This is a genomic window from Streptomyces sp. NPDC102441, from assembly GCF_044765585.1.
Taxonomy (GTDB): Bacteria; Actinomycetota; Actinomycetes; order Streptomycetales; family Streptomycetaceae; genus Streptomyces.
In genome coordinates, this window is the sequence record NZ_JBIWKH010000015.1 from 41125 (window position 1) to 56937 (window position 15813).

General features: G+C 71.3%; 14 protein-coding genes and 1 pseudogene. 9 read left to right on the plus strand and 6 right to left on the minus strand.

What is annotated here, in order from left to right; translation table 11 throughout:
• The 9 genes from ACIREO_RS29630 to ACIREO_RS29670 all read left to right on the plus strand — a co-directional run bounded on the left by ACIREO_RS29630 (position 1) and on the right by ACIREO_RS29670 (position 9861).
• Positions 1-1065: an iron-siderophore ABC transporter substrate-binding protein gene (locus tag ACIREO_RS29630; protein WP_404115708.1), complete on the plus strand. Its 1065-nt coding sequence runs from the start codon at positions 1-3 to the stop codon at positions 1063-1065.
• Complete coding sequence (locus tag ACIREO_RS29635; RefSeq protein ID WP_404115710.1) at positions 1062-3164, plus strand: iron ABC transporter permease; 2103 nt, start codon at positions 1062-1064, stop codon at positions 3162-3164. Before ACIREO_RS29630 ends, ACIREO_RS29635 begins: the two co-directional genes overlap by 4 nt.
• Positions 3165-3240: 76 nt before the next feature.
• Complete coding sequence (locus tag ACIREO_RS29640; protein ID WP_404115712.1) at positions 3241-4347, plus strand: peptidase C39 family protein; 1107 nt, start codon at positions 3241-3243, stop codon at positions 4345-4347.
• An 83-nt stretch (positions 4348-4430) separates the two neighbouring features.
• Positions 4431-5588 (plus strand): MFS transporter, encoded by a 1158-nt coding sequence (locus ACIREO_RS29645; RefSeq protein ID WP_404115714.1) that lies wholly within the window; start codon positions 4431-4433, stop codon positions 5586-5588.
• Positions 5585-7909, plus strand: coding sequence for a molybdopterin oxidoreductase family protein (locus ACIREO_RS29650; protein WP_404115716.1), 2325 nt, complete (start codon positions 5585-5587; stop codon positions 7907-7909). Before ACIREO_RS29645 ends, ACIREO_RS29650 begins: the two co-directional genes overlap by 4 nt.
• A 7-nt stretch (positions 7910-7916) precedes the next feature.
• Positions 7917-8519, plus strand: a complete 603-nt coding sequence (locus ACIREO_RS29655) for a 4Fe-4S dicluster domain-containing protein (protein ID WP_404115718.1) — start codon at positions 7917-7919, stop codon at positions 8517-8519.
• A complete protein-coding gene (locus tag ACIREO_RS29660; protein ID WP_404115720.1) occupies positions 8516-9211 on the plus strand; it encodes a ubiquinol-cytochrome c reductase iron-sulfur subunit in 696 nt (231 codons plus the stop codon). The genes ACIREO_RS29655 and ACIREO_RS29660 overlap by 4 nt, the downstream gene beginning before the upstream one ends.
• Positions 9208-9612, plus strand: a complete 405-nt coding sequence (locus tag ACIREO_RS29665) for a hypothetical protein (protein WP_404115721.1) — start codon at positions 9208-9210, stop codon at positions 9610-9612. Before ACIREO_RS29660 ends, ACIREO_RS29665 begins: the two co-directional genes overlap by 4 nt.
• A gap of 21 nt (positions 9613-9633) precedes the next feature.
• Positions 9634-9861: a hypothetical protein gene (locus tag ACIREO_RS29670; protein ID WP_404115723.1), complete on the plus strand. Its 228-nt coding sequence runs from the start codon at positions 9634-9636 to the stop codon at positions 9859-9861.
• A gap of 45 nt (positions 9862-9906) precedes the next feature.
• On the opposite strand, the pseudogene ACIREO_RS29675 reads toward ACIREO_RS29670, so the two are convergent.
• The 6 genes and pseudogenes from ACIREO_RS29675 to ACIREO_RS29700 form a co-directional block, all read right to left on the minus strand.
• A pseudogene (locus ACIREO_RS29675) lies at positions 9907-10400 on the minus strand (MscL family protein); the annotation flags it as partial.
• A 122-nt stretch (positions 10401-10522) separates the two neighbouring features.
• Positions 10523-11083, minus strand: coding sequence for an RcpC/CpaB family pilus assembly protein (locus ACIREO_RS29680; RefSeq protein ID WP_404115725.1), 561 nt, complete (start codon positions 11081-11083; stop codon positions 10523-10525).
• 203 nt (positions 11084-11286) lie between these two features.
• Positions 11287-12135 (minus strand): S-methyl-5'-thioadenosine phosphorylase, encoded by an 849-nt coding sequence (locus ACIREO_RS29685; RefSeq protein WP_404115727.1) that lies wholly within the window; start codon positions 12133-12135, stop codon positions 11287-11289.
• A gap of 90 nt (positions 12136-12225) precedes the next feature.
• On the minus strand, positions 12226-12588 hold the full coding sequence (locus tag ACIREO_RS29690) for an FmdB family zinc ribbon protein (protein WP_404115729.1): 363 nt from the start codon (positions 12586-12588) through the stop codon (positions 12226-12228).
• A 66-nt stretch (positions 12589-12654) separates the two neighbouring features.
• Positions 12655-13935 (minus strand): MFS transporter, encoded by a 1281-nt coding sequence (locus ACIREO_RS29695; RefSeq protein ID WP_404115731.1) that lies wholly within the window; start codon positions 13933-13935, stop codon positions 12655-12657.
• A gap of 287 nt (positions 13936-14222) precedes the next feature.
• Complete coding sequence (locus tag ACIREO_RS29700; RefSeq protein ID WP_404115733.1) at positions 14223-15776, minus strand: potassium/proton antiporter; 1554 nt, start codon at positions 15774-15776, stop codon at positions 14223-14225.
• Positions 15777-15813: the final 37 nt, after the last annotated feature.

Below are 15813 nucleotides of genomic sequence, written 5' to 3' on the forward strand. Positions count from 1 at the left end.
ATGAACCGTGCCCGTCGCCTGGCGGCCTCAGCCTCCACGGGGCTCATAGTCCTCGCCGCAACGGCCTGCGGCACGACCACCGTCGACAAGGCCGGCGCAGGCAGCAGCGCCTCCGCGTCGCCCGCGTCGGAGAGCTGTGCCCAGGACACCACGGCCACCTCGACGGGGCCGGTCTCCTTCAAGGACGGTGTGGGCCGGCAGGTGAAGCTCGACAAGCCCGCCGAGCGGATCGCGGTCCTGGAGTGGCAGCAGGTCGAGGACGCGCTGACCCTGTGCGTCACCCCCACCGCGGTCTCCGACGCGAAGGGGTACAGCACCTGGGTCAGCGCGGAGAAGCTGCCCGGTGGGGTGACCGACATCGGCACCCGTGAGGAGCCCGACCTCGACACCCTCTACGCGGCGAACCCCGACCTCATCGTCGTGGAGGCGTTCGACGCCGACGACGAGACCATCGCGAAGCTGGAGAAGAGGGGTGTCCCGGTGATGGCCACACGGGGGGCGAACCCGAAGGACCCGATCGGGAACATGCGGGAGGTGTTCAGCATGATCGGGAAGGCGACGGGGCGCACCGAACGGGCCGACCAGGTGCTCCAGGAGTTCGACGGCCACCTCGCGACGGCGAAGAAGAAGGTCACGAACGCCGATCTGCCGACCAAGGACTTCGTGTTCTTCGACGGATGGCTGGAGGGAGGCAACCTCACCGTCCGCCCCTACAGTGACGGCGCCCTGTTCACCGAGATCGGCAAAGAGCTCGGCATGAACCCCGCGTGGACCGACGACGTCAACAAGGCCCACGGTGACGGGGGCGTCGATCCCTCCTACGGTCTCGCGCAGACCGACGTGGAGGGACTCACCGCGGTGGGCGACGCCAACCTCTTCTACGCCAACGACGAAGGGGCCGGCGGATACGTCTCCGCAATGGAGAAGAACCCGCTCTGGAAGACCATCCCGGCCGTGAAGGAAGGGCGCGCGCACGCGTTCCCGGCACGGGTGTGGGGCGCAGGCGGTCCGCGCTCCTGCGCGCAGGCGATCGACGCCTACGTCGACGTACTCGACAAGAAGTGAGCACGACGCAGACATCGGCACCCCGGCGGGAAGCGCTGCCGCGCGCCGAGCACGGTGGCGGTCCCGCCGGGGTGGCCGTCCTCATGCTCCTTCTCGTCGTGACCGTACTGGTGGGCATGTGGCACCTGACGCAGGGGACATCGGGTGTCGGCTTCGGCGACCTGCTGCGGTACCTCGCCGGGGAACGGGAGAACACCGGCGGAGCGCCGGTCGGTGAGATCCTCACCGGGTCGCGCCTGCCACGCCTGTTCGCGGGCGTGGCGGTGGGCTTCGCTCTCGGATCGGCCGGCGCGCTGCTGCAGTCGGTCACGCACAACACGCTCGCCTCCCCCGACACCCTCGCGGTGACAGCAGGGGCCTACTTCACGCTCTCGCTCGTCGCCGCCTTCGGTATCGCCGTGCCGCTCTGGGCTTCGGGCGCCGTCGCCTTCGCCGGCGGACTGGCCGCGGCGGCGATCGTGCTGCTCCTCGCGGGCCGGGCGGCGGGCACCTCGGGGACCCGGCTCATCCTCGCCGGATCGGCCATCGCGATGGCCCTGGACTCGATGACCGCCATGGTCCTCATCCTGTTCAAGCAGAACACGACCGGCCTCTTCGCCTGGGGGAGCGGTTCGCTCGCCCAACTGAACATCGACGCGTCGATACGTGCCTTCCCTCTCGTGGCCGTGGTTCTGTGCGTCGCCCTGGCGCTGTCGCGGAAGCTCGACGTGATGAACCTCGGTGACGACGCCGCGTCCACCCTCGGGGTGCCGATCCGGGCCACCCGTGTGACCGCCGTGATCTGCGCGGTGCTCCTGAGCAGCACGGCGGTGACCCTCGCGGGCCCGATCGCCTTCGTCGGCCTCGGAGCCCCCGTCCTGGCCCGCCTGCTCGCGGGACGGGTCCGGGCACTGCGCCGGCATCTCCTCCTGGTGCCCGCGGCCGGGCTGCTCGGCGCGTTGCTCATCCTGCTCGCGGACGCCACGCTGCGCGCGGTGCAGGGTGCGGACGGGGCCGCCTCCATTCCCACCGGTGTGCCGACCGCGCTGCTCGGCTCCGTCGTGATCGTGGTCCTCGCGCTCCGCCTCCGTGACACGGGCGGGCTCCGGCAGCCACCGCACGCGCGGGTCGCCGTACGGTCGCGCCGCGCGTTCCTCCTGGTCGTGCTCGGCGCGGTGGTACTCCTGGCCGCGGCGGTCGTCGTGGCGGTCCTGGCGGGAAGCCTCTGGCTGCGTACGGGGGACATCGCGCTCTGGGCGCAGGGCGCCGCCCCCGAGCTGATCGGGCAGGCGCTCGACGACCGGGTCCCTCGCGTGGTGGCCGCGGTCCTCGCCGGCGCGGCACTCGGTCTGGCCGGATGCGTCGTACAGGGCGCGGTGCGCAATCCGCTGGCGGAGCCCGGTGTGCTCGGCATCACGGCGGGCGCAGGGCTGGGCGCGGCGGCCGTCGTCACATCGGGTCTGCCCGGCGGACGGCCTCTGCTCATCGTGGCGGCGATCGCGACGGGGCTCGCCACGTTCGGGTTGATCGCCCTGCTGTCCTGGCGAGGCGGCTTCCTGCCCGACCGGTTCGTGCTGATCGGCATCGGCTGCGGGTACGGCCTCAGCTCCGTCACCACCTTCCTCCTGCTGCGTGCCGACCCGTGGAACACGCCCCGGATCTTCACCTGGCTCTCCGGCACGACCTACGGGCGCACCTTCCCCGACGTCGTACCGGTCGCGGTGGCCCTGGCGCTCGCGCTCCCCGTACTGCTCGCCATGCGCGGCCGGCTCGACCTTCTCGCCGTCGACGAGGACACCCCGCGCATCGTCGGCGTCAGGCCGGCGCGGGTCCGCTTCGCCGCACTGACGATCGCCGCTGTGCTCGCGGCGCTCAGCGTGGTCGCCGTCGGTGTCGTCGGCTTCGTGGGGCTGGTCGCCCCGCACCTCGCCCGGTTGCTGGTGGGCGCCCGGCACGGGCGGTCGATACCGGTCGCGATGCTGTTCGGAGGAGTGCTGGTCTGTGTGGCCGATGCCCTCGGCCGCACGCTCGTCGCACCGGCGCAGGTGCCTGCGGGGCTGATGATCGCCCTGGTCGGTGCCCCGTACTTCGTCTGGGTGCTCCGGCGGTCCCGCGCATGACGCCGGGCGACGTGCCGCCCCCCATGTCCTTCGACCCGTCCTTCGATCCGCCCTTCGACCCGCCAGGAGCGCCGGAATGCCGTCCCCGCAGGAAACATCCGTGAAGAGTGTCGTCGTCGTCCCGTTCGACCGCGAGGCGTCGCCGGCCCCGCTGAGGCGGCTCGTGGACGAGGTGCCGGAGCGCTGGCACACGGTCGACCGTTCCGCCCACGCCCCCCACATCGTGGCCGTGCCGGGTGACGGCGAGGACTGGACCGCTGCCGCGCTCGTGACGGCACGCCCGCAGACGTCCTACCTGAAGATCGTGGATGCCGTCGGCGACGTCCAGGCGGCTGTGCGGGCCGTCGTCGCCCATGCGCGCGGCCAGGGGCTCGCGCAGGTCAAGTGGGAAGGATGGACGGCGAGCCCGGAGGCCGCCGCTGCCGCCGGCTTCGCCCCGCTGAGTCCTCCGCTCACGCCGGCGGAGGAAGGGGCGGGGCCCGATGCCGGTTACGTCCGCTGGCTTCGCGACGGCGCGGGAACGGAGCCCCCGTACTACGGGCAGACCACGCACTTCACGTGCGGAGCGGTCACCGCCCTGGTCGCTCAGGCGCACGCGGGGACGTTGCCGAGGGAGGCGCTCGACCGCCGGGCGGAGCTGACACTGTGGCGCGACGCGACCAACTTCCTCGCGTGTGAGCCCGTCGGACTGGGCGTCGCCGTGCGCCGGGCCTGGCCGTCTTCCCCCGTCACGGTCCACCTCGACACGGAGCGGCCCGTCCTGCTCGACCATCTGCCGGAGAAGGAACAGGAGTGGCGTGCTCTGCTCCAGCGCACCTCGCGTACGGAGGCCGGACGGACCGGCGTTCCGGTCGACCCGCGCCGACTCTCCCTGACCGCGGTCCGGAGCGCGATCGGCCGGCGGGAGCATGTGCTGCTCCTGGTCTCGCTCGCCGGGATGCAGGGGTTCGACGTGCCGCACTGGGTGCTCTGCCACGGTGTGGTGCCCGGCGCCGTCGTGATCGAGGACCCGTGGGCCCAAGCGGCCGCGGGGGACACCTGGGTCGACGCCCATCTGCTGCCGGTCCCCGACGCGTCCCTCGACACCATGTCGGTCATCTCGGCGGACCACTTCCGCGGTGCCGTGGTCATCGGCCGCCCGCAGCGGCCCGACGTCTCCTCCGGCGAACCTGCCGCCGGGTAGCTCGCGGGCCACCTGGGCGACGCGCTCACACCATCGGGGCGCATAACGGGACCGAACGCCCATTGCGGACCTACGGTGGCCGGGTGACCGAGCCACCAGAACCCGCCGCAGCCGAGCAGCCCGAGACCGGTGTCCGCACCGGCACGCCCGGCGGGACGGACGGCCGGCGACCAGGCCGGGGGCCCTCCGCCGCCGCGAGGGCAGCCCAGCGCCTCCCCCGATCCGTCTCCGGCCGCGCGGCCCTGGCCGGCGCCGTCGTCTCCTGCCTGCTGATCCTCGCGATCGTGTTCGGCAGCCGCCTTCTGCACGACTTCGACTCGGCGCTGCTCCCGTACGCCGTCGCCTCCGTCTTCCTGGCCTTCGGGGTCGCCTACCGCTACACGGTCTGGGTCTCGGCCCCCGGCGCCCGACGCCTCTTCAGGAACGGCTGGGGCAGCCTGTTCTCGACCGAGAACTTCCGCAGGACACCCACCGCCCTGCCGAAGATGATCGCCACCTACCTGGGCCTCCAGAAATTCCTCGGCGCCCGCTCCCACGCCCGCTGGGCAGCCCACCAGCTGATCTTCTGGGGCTGCATCCTCGCCGCGCTGATCACCTTCCCGCTGACCTGGGGCTGGTTCACCTTCACCTCCGGCACCGGGTCGGGGCCCGGCTACGAGATGCGCATCTGGGGCCTCAAGGTCCTCGGCTTCGACTCGCTGAACATCATCGGCTGGCTGATGTTCCACGGCCTGGACATCGCCGCGGTACTCGTCATCCCCGGTGCGGGGTACTTCCTGTGGCGCCGCATGAAGGACCGGGGGGCCATCACCGGACAGCGGTTCGCGTACGACATGGTGCCGCTGCTCGCACTGATCATCATCTCCGTGACCGGCCTGCTGCTCACCTTCTCCTCGATCTTCCTGCACGGCGGAGGCTACGAGTTCCTGGCGATCCTCCACATGGTGTCGGTGGTCTTCACCCTCATCTACATCCCGTTCGGGAAGTTCTTCCACATCGTGCAGCGCCCCGCAGCGGTCGGCATGCAGCTCTTCAAGTACACCGGGCGCCAGGACGACAAGGTCTTCGCCTGCCGCCGCTGCGGCGAAGCCATCGACACCGGCCCGTACGTCGAGAACCTGCGCGGCACCATGCGTGACCTCGAACTCGGCTTCGACGCATGGGCCGAATACTGCCCGCGCTGCAAGCGGGTACTGCGTGGCAACGCCTATCTCACCCAGGTCAAGAAGGGTTTCAAGTGACCGCGGATCCACGCGCAGCCGACGGCCGTACGTTCGTTCCCCTCGACCCCTCCCTCGCCCCGCCGGGCACCCGTGGCTTCCGGGACGCGGGAGGCATCCCGGCCGACCGGTGGCACGCCGACCAGAACGGCGAGACGCTCGTCCCCACCCACTGCTGCTTCTGCGGCGTCCAGTGCGGGATGTATCTCCGGGTGGACCGCGGCGGCAAGGTCTTCGGTGTGGAGCCCCGCAACCACGACATCAACCGTATGCGGCTCTGCCCCAAGGGCATCAACGCCTACCAGCAGGTCAACCACCCCGACCGGCTCACCGCCCCGCTCATGCGCCGCTCCCGCGACGAGGAACTGAGGGAGGTCTCCTGGGACGAGGCGCTCGACTTCACCGTCTCCGAGATCCAGCGCATCCAGCAGGAGCACGGGCGGGATGCCTTCGGGGTGCTCGGCGGGGCCAGCCTCTTCTCCGAGAAGACGTATCTGGTCGGCAAGTTCGCCCGGGTGGCGCTGAAGACCAGGCATGTCGACTACAACGGCCGGCTCTGCATGGTCAGCGCCGCCGGTGCCAACAAGCTCGCCTTCAACATCGACCGGGCCGGCAACCCCTTCTCCGACATCCTGCTCACCGACTGCCTCCTGCTCGCCGGGGCCAACGTCGGTGAGTGCTTCCCCGTGCTGACCCAGTACGTCTGGGGAGCCCGGGACCGGGGCGCCACCCTGATCGTGATCGACCCACGCGAGACGGCGGTCGCCCGCACCGCCGACATCCATGTCGCACTCAAGTCGGGAACCGACTCGGCCTTCTTCAACGCGGTGCTGAACGTGGTCATCGAGGAGGGCCTCACCGACGAGGCCTACCTCGCGGCCCATGCCACCGGCTGGGAGGAGGTCAAGGCCAAGGTCGCCCAGTACCCCCCGTCGCGCGCCGCCGAGATCTGCGGGATCCCCGCGGAGCAGGTCGTCCAGGTCGCCCGCGCCTTCGCCCGCGCCCCCAAGGCCATGGCCTTCCACGCCCGTGGCATCGAACACCACACGCAGGGCGTCGAGAACTGCCTCAGCGTGATCAACCTCTGTACCGCCACCGGTCACATCGGCAAGCCCGGCGCCGGCTACGGCACCCTCACCGGGCAGGGGAACGGCCAGGGGGGCCGCGAGCACGGCCAGAAGGCCGACCTCCTCCCCGGCGGGCGCTCGATCCTCAACGAGGAGCACCGCCGGCAGATCTGCGAGGTCTGGGGCATCGAGGAGTCCGAACTCCCCGCCGCCGGCACGTCGATGATGGAAATGGTCTGGCAGATGCAGCGCCAGGAGATCCGCGGCCTCATCGGTATCTGCAACAACCCCTTCGTGTCGCTCCCCAACTACGCCGTGGTCAAGGAGGGGTACGACACCACCGAGTTCCACGCCCAGTTCGACTTCTTCCTCTCCGAGACGGCGGCCAACGCGCACGTCGTCTTCCCCGTCACCATCTGGGCCGAGGACGAAGGAGTGATGGCCAACGCCGAGGCACGCGTCGTCAAGCACAACAAGGCGCAGGAACCGCCGGCCGGAGTGCGGACCGACACCTGGGTGATGTGCGAGATCGCCCGCCGTCTCGGAGCCGGGGACAAGTTCGCCTTCGGCAGCTCCCGTGAGGTCTTCGACGAACTGCGCAGGGCCTCCGCGGGAACGATCATCGACTACTCCGGCATCACCTACGAACGGCTCGAGGAGACCGGGGGGATCTCCTGGCCCTGCCCGTCCACCGACCACCCCGGCACCCCCCGCCTGTTCGAGGACGGCACGACCTACCACGCCGACGGCAGGGTCCACATGCAGGTCGTCGAGTGGCACCCGCCGGCGGACCCGTACGACGCCGAGCACCCGATGACGCTGACCACCGGACGCACCGTCGCCCACTTCCTCTCCGGCAACCAGACCCGCCGGCTCGGCGCCCTCGTCGAGCAGACCCCCCGGCCCTGGGCAGAGGTCCACCCCTCCCATGGATTCCACAACGGCGAACCCGTCCGCGTCGTCACCCGGCGCGGCAGCGAGGTCTTCCCCGCCCTGGTCACGGAGGCGATCCGGCCCGACACGGTGTTCATCCCCTACCACTGGCCCGTCCCGACGGCGGCCAACGCACTCACCATCGACGCCCTCGACCCCCGCTCCAAGATCCCCGAGTACAAGGTCTGCGCCTGCCGCATCGAGCACGCCGAAGCGATCGACGAGGTCCCCGCACCGCCCGTCGCCCCCGGCCACGTCGCCTACCCCGAGACCCAGGTCTCCCGCACCGACCCTCTGCCGCCCACGGCCCCGCAGGGCCGCGGCACCTCGGAAAGGAGCTGATGCCCGGATGATGGGCAGAACGATGTTCATCGACCCGGGGCGCTGCATCGGCTGTCAGGCCTGTGTCTCCGCCTGCCGGGAATGCGACTCGCACCGCGGCAAGTCGATGATCCACCTCGACTACACCGACGAGGGTTCCTCCGTCGCCTCCCTTCCCACTGTCTGCATGCACTGCGAGGACCCGGTGGCCCCCTGCGCCGAGGTCTGCCCGGCCGACGCGATCCTGATCACCGCCGACGGCGTCGTGCAGCAGGCGGACACCACCCGGTGCATCGGCTGCGCCAACTGCGTCAACGCCTGCCCCTTCGGCGTGCCGAAGATCGACCTCCAGGCGAAGCTGCAGATGAAGTGCGACCTCTGCTACGACCGCACCGCCTACGGACTGGCCCCCATGTGCGCCACCGTCTGCCCCACCGGTGCCCTCTACTACGGCACCCTCGAGGAGCTCCAGGCGGAACGCCCCGGTGTGCAGGTCGCCGACACGTTCGTCTTCGGCGAGAGCGAGGTCCGCACCGGTGTGGCCATGGTCGTGCCCGCGGAGCGGGTCCAGTGGCCGGTACCCGGCGGACTCCCCGTCGTCGAGATCAACGGGAAGGACGTCCGCCGATGAGCGTCACCGAACAGCAGCAGCCGGGCCCCGACCACGGCCCCGGGAGCGATCCCCGTGAAGCGCTGCACGACCGGATCGCCGCCGACTCGCTGACCACCCGGCGTGACTACCTCCGGATCGTCGCCACCGTGTCCGGCGGCCTCGCCGTGGGCGGGCTGGCCGTGGCGGGCGGCATCCTCCACCGGCACGGCGAGACGGAGGACGGGAAGGCGCCGGCCCCGAAGCGGGTCGCCGCGCAGCTGCTGCCCGGCGAGTCCCTCGCCTTCCGCTACCCCGGTGACGAGGACCGGGCGGTCGCCGCGCGGATGGACGACGGCACCCTGGTCGGCTACTCCGCCGTCTGCACCCATCTGGCGTGCGGCGTGCTCTGGCGGAAGGACCGCGGTACGGAGGGCGAGTTCTACTGCCCCTGCCACGAGGGAGTCTTCGACGCCCGCACCGGTGAGGTCACGGCCGGCCCGCCGCCCCGCGGGCTGCCCAAGGTGGTGCTGACCGAGCTGGATGACGGGAGTATCTGGGCCGTCGGGACCACCCGCTCGGGGGAGAGCGCCGAAGAAGGGCTGTGCCGCCAGCTCGGAGAGGACCGCCCCGATCTCGCCGGACGGATCGGCTGCCCCGGCACCGGAGGCGGCGCGGAGGCGCCGCCCGCGCCCGCGCCGTCCGGCGCCGCGACCACGGGGGCCCGGACATGACCGAGCCCCTGGACCCGGTCGAGCCGCCGCGGCCCCCCGACCCTTCCGGATCGGCGTATCCCGACTACCAGCCGGGCAGCGCGCGGGCCGAGCTGAACCGCCCCGTCCACGAGCGCTACCCCCAGATCCGGCCCACCAGCGGCTATGCCGATCCGCGGGTGCGTCACACCGGCCCGGGGCCGGGCGCGGGCTCCGAGCAGGAACCCGAGCGTTCCGCGAAGCTGACGGCCCGGCTGGTGCTGGCGATGAGCGTCGTCATCGGTCAGCTGTGGGCGCTGACGGAGGTCGTCAACGTGTGGATGGAGGGCGACACGGGCACAGCCTGGTGGGGCGCCGGCTTTCTGTGCCTGTCGTTCCTCGTCGTCCTGGGGCTGTGGCTGCTCGACCCCAAGGACCGCTGAGTCCGGCCGTACCCTGGAGGTATGAGTACCGCCCCCGCCCCCGGACCGCGAGAGCCGAAGCCGCCGGAGCCCCAGCAGCGGCCGTCGCAGGAGTCCGGGCCCAAGCCGCCGGCTCTGGTCTTCGACGATCCGCTGGACCGGCAGTCCGCGGACGACACGGACCAGGGGTGGGGCGAGCGGGCTCCGGCCGGCGGCGGCGCCGCCGACCTGGCCCGTTTCCTCGACGAGAAGCCGCCTCACCACATCTGACGCCGACGGCCGGAGACGATGCCGGCGGCGCGGAGACCACCTCAGGCCTGGCCCGCCTGGTCCGCTTGGTCCGCTTGGTCCGCCTGGCCCCGCTGGGCCACCAGCGCGTCCCGGATCTCCTTCAGCACCTCCAGCTCGCTCACCTCCAGCGTCTCCTGCACGCCCTCCTTCGCCGCCTGGGCGGCCGCGCGCCTGGCGAGATACTTCGCCATCGGCAGCACCATCAGGAAGTAGACGACGGCACCGGTGATCAGGAAGCTGAGGGCGGCACTGAGCACCGAGCCCCACAGGATCTCGATGCCGTCCATCCTGCCGGTCTCCGGATCCACCGCACAGGGACCCTGGAGGCAGTACGTGTACTTCTCCAGATCCTGGGTGCCGAAGGCCCCGACCACCGGATTGATGATCCCCTTCACGACCGCGTTCACCACGTTCGTGAACGCGGCACCGATGACGACGGCGACCGCCAGGTCGATCACATTGCCGCGCGTCAGGAAGGCTTTGAAGCCCTCCAGCAGGCCGGCCTTCTTCTCGCTCACAGGTGAGCCTTCCTCTGGTGTGCGTGCCGTAGGGGGAGCGAATCGCCCCGTCACACAAAGCGGCAGAGGGCCACACTGTCCAATCACGTACGTCGCACGGGTGAGTTGACGCGATACCAGTTCTATTCCGCATGGGACACCGCCACCGCGAGACGTCCCGACGCACCGGCACCCGCCAAGGCCGCCGCGGTGTCCCGCTCCACGGACAGGACCACCAGGGCGCCATGCCCCATGCCCGCCCCGCCGTCCCCTTCCGGGAACGGCGCCTCCCCGCCACCGGTGCCGCGCGGGACCTCCGCCACCCGCACGTCCCGTGCCACCACACCTGCCTCGGCCTCTCCGTCGGCCGCTGCGATCACATCGACGCGGTCGCCCGGCCGGAGCAGTCCGACCGTCGCCGCGTCGGCGATCCGCACCGGGGCGGACACCAGACGGACGGCCCGCCGCTCGGGCCCCGGTGGCGCGCCGTCGGCGACGGCGGCCGCTCCTCTCTCACCGACCGGCCCCGAAGCGGCGAGCACGGCGGAGGCCAGCGCGAAGCCCGCGGCCAGCGCCCGGCGCTGCCCGCGAAGCGCCCGCCGGATTCGCCGCCCGCCACCGCCCCGCACAAGCAGGGGCCCGAAGGGCGGGACCCCGCACGGGGCGGGAGGCGCGGGACGTGTATCGGGCACCGACGGGAACATGGCCAACACCACCTGCCGTGAGGGGAGTCCCGCGGGATCCCCCGCCGGACTCCCCTCACGATCCACTCTCCGCGGAAATCCCGCCGGCCCTGTGGACAACCCGGACGATGTGGAGAACCCGGTCACCCGTACGGGGCGGAGACAGGCCGCGCGGAGTCCCTGGCCAGGCTTCGAGCTCCGGCCGCCCGGTGCGCGTGCGCGTACTACGGCAGCGCGATCCCCGTGTCGAGCCCGTCCAGCGCGTGCGCGCACACACAGTCACGGTCCTTGTCCTCGGGCAGCGCGGCCACCGCGTCGAAGAGCACAGACCGCAGCCGGTCCACATTGGCCGCGAACACCTCGAGCACCTCCGTGTGGCTGACGCCCTCACCGGCCTCGGCCCCCGCGTCGAGGTCCGTCACCAGCGTCAGCGTCGTGTAGCAGAGGTTCAGTTCACGTGCGAGCACGGCCTCCGGGTGCCCTGTCATCCCGACGACCGACCAGCCCATCGCGGCGTGCCAGCGCGACTCCGCGCGGGTCGAGAAACGCGGGCCCTCGACGACGACCAGGGTCCCGCCGTCCACCGGCTCCCAGTCGCGGCCGCGCGCCGCGGCCAGGGCCGCCTTGCGTCCCTCGGGGCAGTACGGGTCGGCGAAGCCGAGATGCACCACGTTCGGCTGTGTCCCGTCGGGCAGGAGCTCACCGTCGTAGAACGTCTGCGTACGGGCCTTCGTGCGGTCGACCATCTGGTCCGGTACGAGCAGGGTGCCCGGCCCGTACTCCGGACGCAGACCGCCGACCGCGCACGGACCGATCACCTGGCGTACGCCGACGGAACGCAAAGCCCAGAGGTTGGCGCGGTAGTTGATCCGGTGCGGCGGGAGATGGTGTCCGCGTCCATGGCGCGGGAGGAAGGCCACCCGGCGGCCCGCGAGCTCACCCAGGAAGAGGGAGTCGCTCGGCGCCCCGTACGGGGTGTCCACCTGGACCTCGGTCACGTCCTCCAGGAAGGAGTAGAAGCCCGATCCGCCGATGACACCGATTTCCGCTGTACCCGTTTCTGCGTTCACCATGCGGTCACACTAACCGGGCGCGCACGACCGGGACCCCGCCGAGTCGATCAGCGGGGTCCAGGGTGGAACGTGTGGCGTACGAGGGTTGCCTCAGGCGGCCGACGTACCGCTCGACGACGTGGAAGAAGCCGAGGAGGAGGTCGAGGACGCAGCCGAGGCGGCCGGTTTGGCGTCCGGCTTCGCCGAGGACGATCCGCCGGACGAGTCGGACGTCTTGGGGGACGAGTCGGACGTCTTGGCGGACGGCGACGTGACCGGTGTGCTGCTCGACGAGGAGCTGCGGCTGTCGTTCCGGTAGAAACCGGATCCCTTGAACACGATGCCGACGGCCGAGAACACCTTCTTGAGGCGTCCCTCGCAGTTCGGGCACACGGTCAGGGCATCATCGGTGAACTTCTGCACCGCTTCGAGGCCCTCGCCGCATTCGGTGCACTGGTACTGATAGGTTGGCACTTGCTCCTCCTGGCACTCTCACTCAATGAGTGCTAACGACGTTCTATAGTGACCTATTCCGAGCGATCAGTCCACCGTGACCGGCTCGCGGTGACCGATCCCACGCGCCACCGTCCGTCCACCGGGCCGTGGCGTCAGCCGTGAACGCAGGGCCAGCAGGGTCGCCAGCGCCAGCGCCGTGCCGGCCAGCGGGACCACGAAGCCGGTGCTCGCGCCGTGGGCGTCCGCGAGCTGTCCGGCCACCGTGACGGCGGCCGCCTGGCCGAGCGCCACGGCACCCGTGAGCCAGGTGAAGGCCTCGGTCCTGGCGGACGCGGGCACCAGGGCGTCGACCAGGGTGTAGCCGCTGATCAGCGCGGGTGCGATGCACAGTCCGACCAGCAGCCCGAGTCCCGCCAGCAGCGGTACGGAATGCACGGCCCAGAGCCCGGACGCGGTCAGCGTCAGCGCCACGTAGCCGACGATCAGCCGGCGGCGCGGGCTGCTCTTCCAGGCGATGGCACCGCAGGCGATTCCGGCCAGCATGTTGCCGGCCGCGAAAACTCCGTACAGCAGCCCGTTCACGCCGGGCCGGCCGATCTCCTCGGAGAACGCCGTCAGGGACACCTGCATGCCGCCGAACACGGCGCCGATGCCCAGGAAGGTGACCGCGAGGACCCGCACACCGGGCACGGAGAGCGCCGAGCGGTGCGGTTCGGCGGCGGTCGCGGCGTTCCGGGTGGCGGGCTGGGTGGAGCGCCGGGCGGCGAACAGGAGGCCGCCGACGAGCGTCAGCGCGGCCTCGGCGATCAGTCCGGCCGCCGGGTGCACGCCGGTGCACAGCGCCGTCGCGAGCACGGGTCCGACGACGAAGGTGAACTCGTCCGTCACGGACTCGAAGGCGGCTGCCGTGGTCATGAGCGGGGAGGCCGGACGTCCGGGGGCGGCGCCGAGCCGGGCCGCCCAGCGGGCCCGCACCATCGGCCCGATCTGCGGGATGGAGGCCCCGGTGGGAACCGCCGCCAGGAACAGTGCCCACAGCGGCGCGTCGGCCAGGGCGAGTGCCGTGAGGGCACCGACGGAGGCGGCGTGCACCAGGACGCCGGGCAGGAGCACGGCGCTCTGGCCGAACCGGTCGGCGAGCCTGCCGCTCTGCGGTGCGAACAGGGCCATGGAGACACCGGAGACGGCGGCCACGGCACCCGCACTGCCGTACGAGCCGGTGGTGTGCTGAACCAGGAGCACGATGCCGATGGTCAGCATCGCGAAGGGCTGCCGGGCGGCGAAGCCCGGCAGGAGGAAGGTCCACGCACCCGGGGTGCGCAGCAACTGCCCGTAACCGGGGCGGTCGGAGACCGTGGACGCCACGGTCCATGCCTTTCTGCCGCCTGGTGGCCGTGCTCCCGGGCTGCCCGGCACCGGGGTGCGGGAGCGCGCGGGAGCTGCCGAGAGCTGTCCTCTTCGCGCGGGACTGCGGTAGATGCCGGGCGCTCGCTCCAGAGGCGAAGGCACCACGGCCGCCATACGGTCGCGCCAGCTCTGCGTCAGGCAGAGTTGGTCGATCAGATTCGAATCGTGTGGATCATGAGACCCAGTCCTTCATCTTACAGGTCCGGAACCCTGCGCTCCTGCGATTGCGGCAGATGCCGTTCAGGTCAGTGAGGGGTCCGGCTGTCGCGAGCCTTGTCTCCCGGGGTGCCCTCACCGCTCCTGCCCAGTTTCCTGGCCAGCTTCACGAGGTGCGGCATGTCAACCACCGGGGTGTCCGGCCGGTCCGTCCCGTCCGTGCCCAGCCAGCCGGCGAGCTTGCCGCCCTGGCCGACCGCCCGCAGCCGGGCCTCCGTCGCGTCGCGCACCGGGTCGGTCGCTACGACCAGCAGCTCGTCCCCGCGGCGCAGCACGGTCGAAGGCGCGGGCACGAAGCTTTTGCCCTCCCGGACGACGAGGGTGACCGCGGCTCCGGCGGGCAGCCGCAGCTCCGCCACCTCCACGCCGTGCATCTTGGACTTCCCGGGGACGGCGACGGACAGCAGATGGCCGCGCAGCCGTTCCAGGGGGGCCGACTCGATGCCGAGATCGGCGGTCTCCGACGGGTCGTCGGAGATCTTCAGGGTCCTCGCCAGCCAGGGCAGCGTCGGTCCCTGGATCAGCGTGTAGACGATGACGAGCACGAAGACGATGTTGAAGACCCGGGTGCTGCCGTCGATCCCGGACACCATGGGAATGGTGGCCAGGACGATGGGGACGGCGCCACGGAGGCCCGCCCACGACATCAGGGCCTTCTCGCGCCGTGGCAGCCGGAAGGGTGCCAGGCTGATGAAGACCGACAAGGGCCGGGCGACGGCGGTGAGGACCAGGCCGACGACCACGGCGGGCCAGAAGTCGTCGACCAGGTCGTGCGGGGCGACCAGCAGGCCGAGCAGGACGAACATGCCGATCTGCGCCAGCCAGCCGAGCCCGTCGGCGAAGCCCCGGGTGGCCGGCCAGTGCGGGAGCTTGGAGTTGCCGAGGACCATCGCGGCCAGGTAGACGGCCAGGAAGCCACTGCCGTGGACCATGGCGCCCGCGGCGTACGCCGACACCGCGATGGCCATCACGGCGATCGGGTAGAGCCCGGACGCGGGCAGTGCCACATGGCGGATCCCGTAGGCGCCGAGCCAGCCCACCGCGAGGCCGATCGCCGCGCCGATGGCCAGCTCCAGGGCTATCTCGCCGACCAGTACGTACCAGTGCTCCACGGGGCCGACCGCGGAGAACGCCACCACGAGGATGACCACGGGGGCGTCGTTGAAGCCGGACTCGGCCTCCAGGACACCGGTGATCCGGGAGGGGAGGGGCACCTTGCGCAGGACGGAGAAGACGGCGGCGGCGTCGGTGGAGGAGACGACGGCGCCGACGATCAGGGCCTGCCGCCAGTCGAGGCCGATGAGGAAGTGTGCGGCACTCGCGGTGACGCCCACGCTGATGCCCACGCCGACGGTCGACAGCATGGCTGCCGCAGGCAGGGCGGGTTTCACTTCTTTCCACTTCGTGCCCAGCCCGCCCTCGGCCAGGATGACGACCAGGGCGGCGTAACCGATCACCTGGGTCAGCTCGGCGTTGTCGAACTTGACGTCGAAGATGCCGTCCTGCCCCATGGCGATCCCGATGCCGAGGTACAGGAGCAGGCTGGGGAGCCCGCTGCGGGACGAAATGCGTACGGCCGCCACAGCGACCAGCAGGACGAGTGAGCAGACGAGCAGAAGT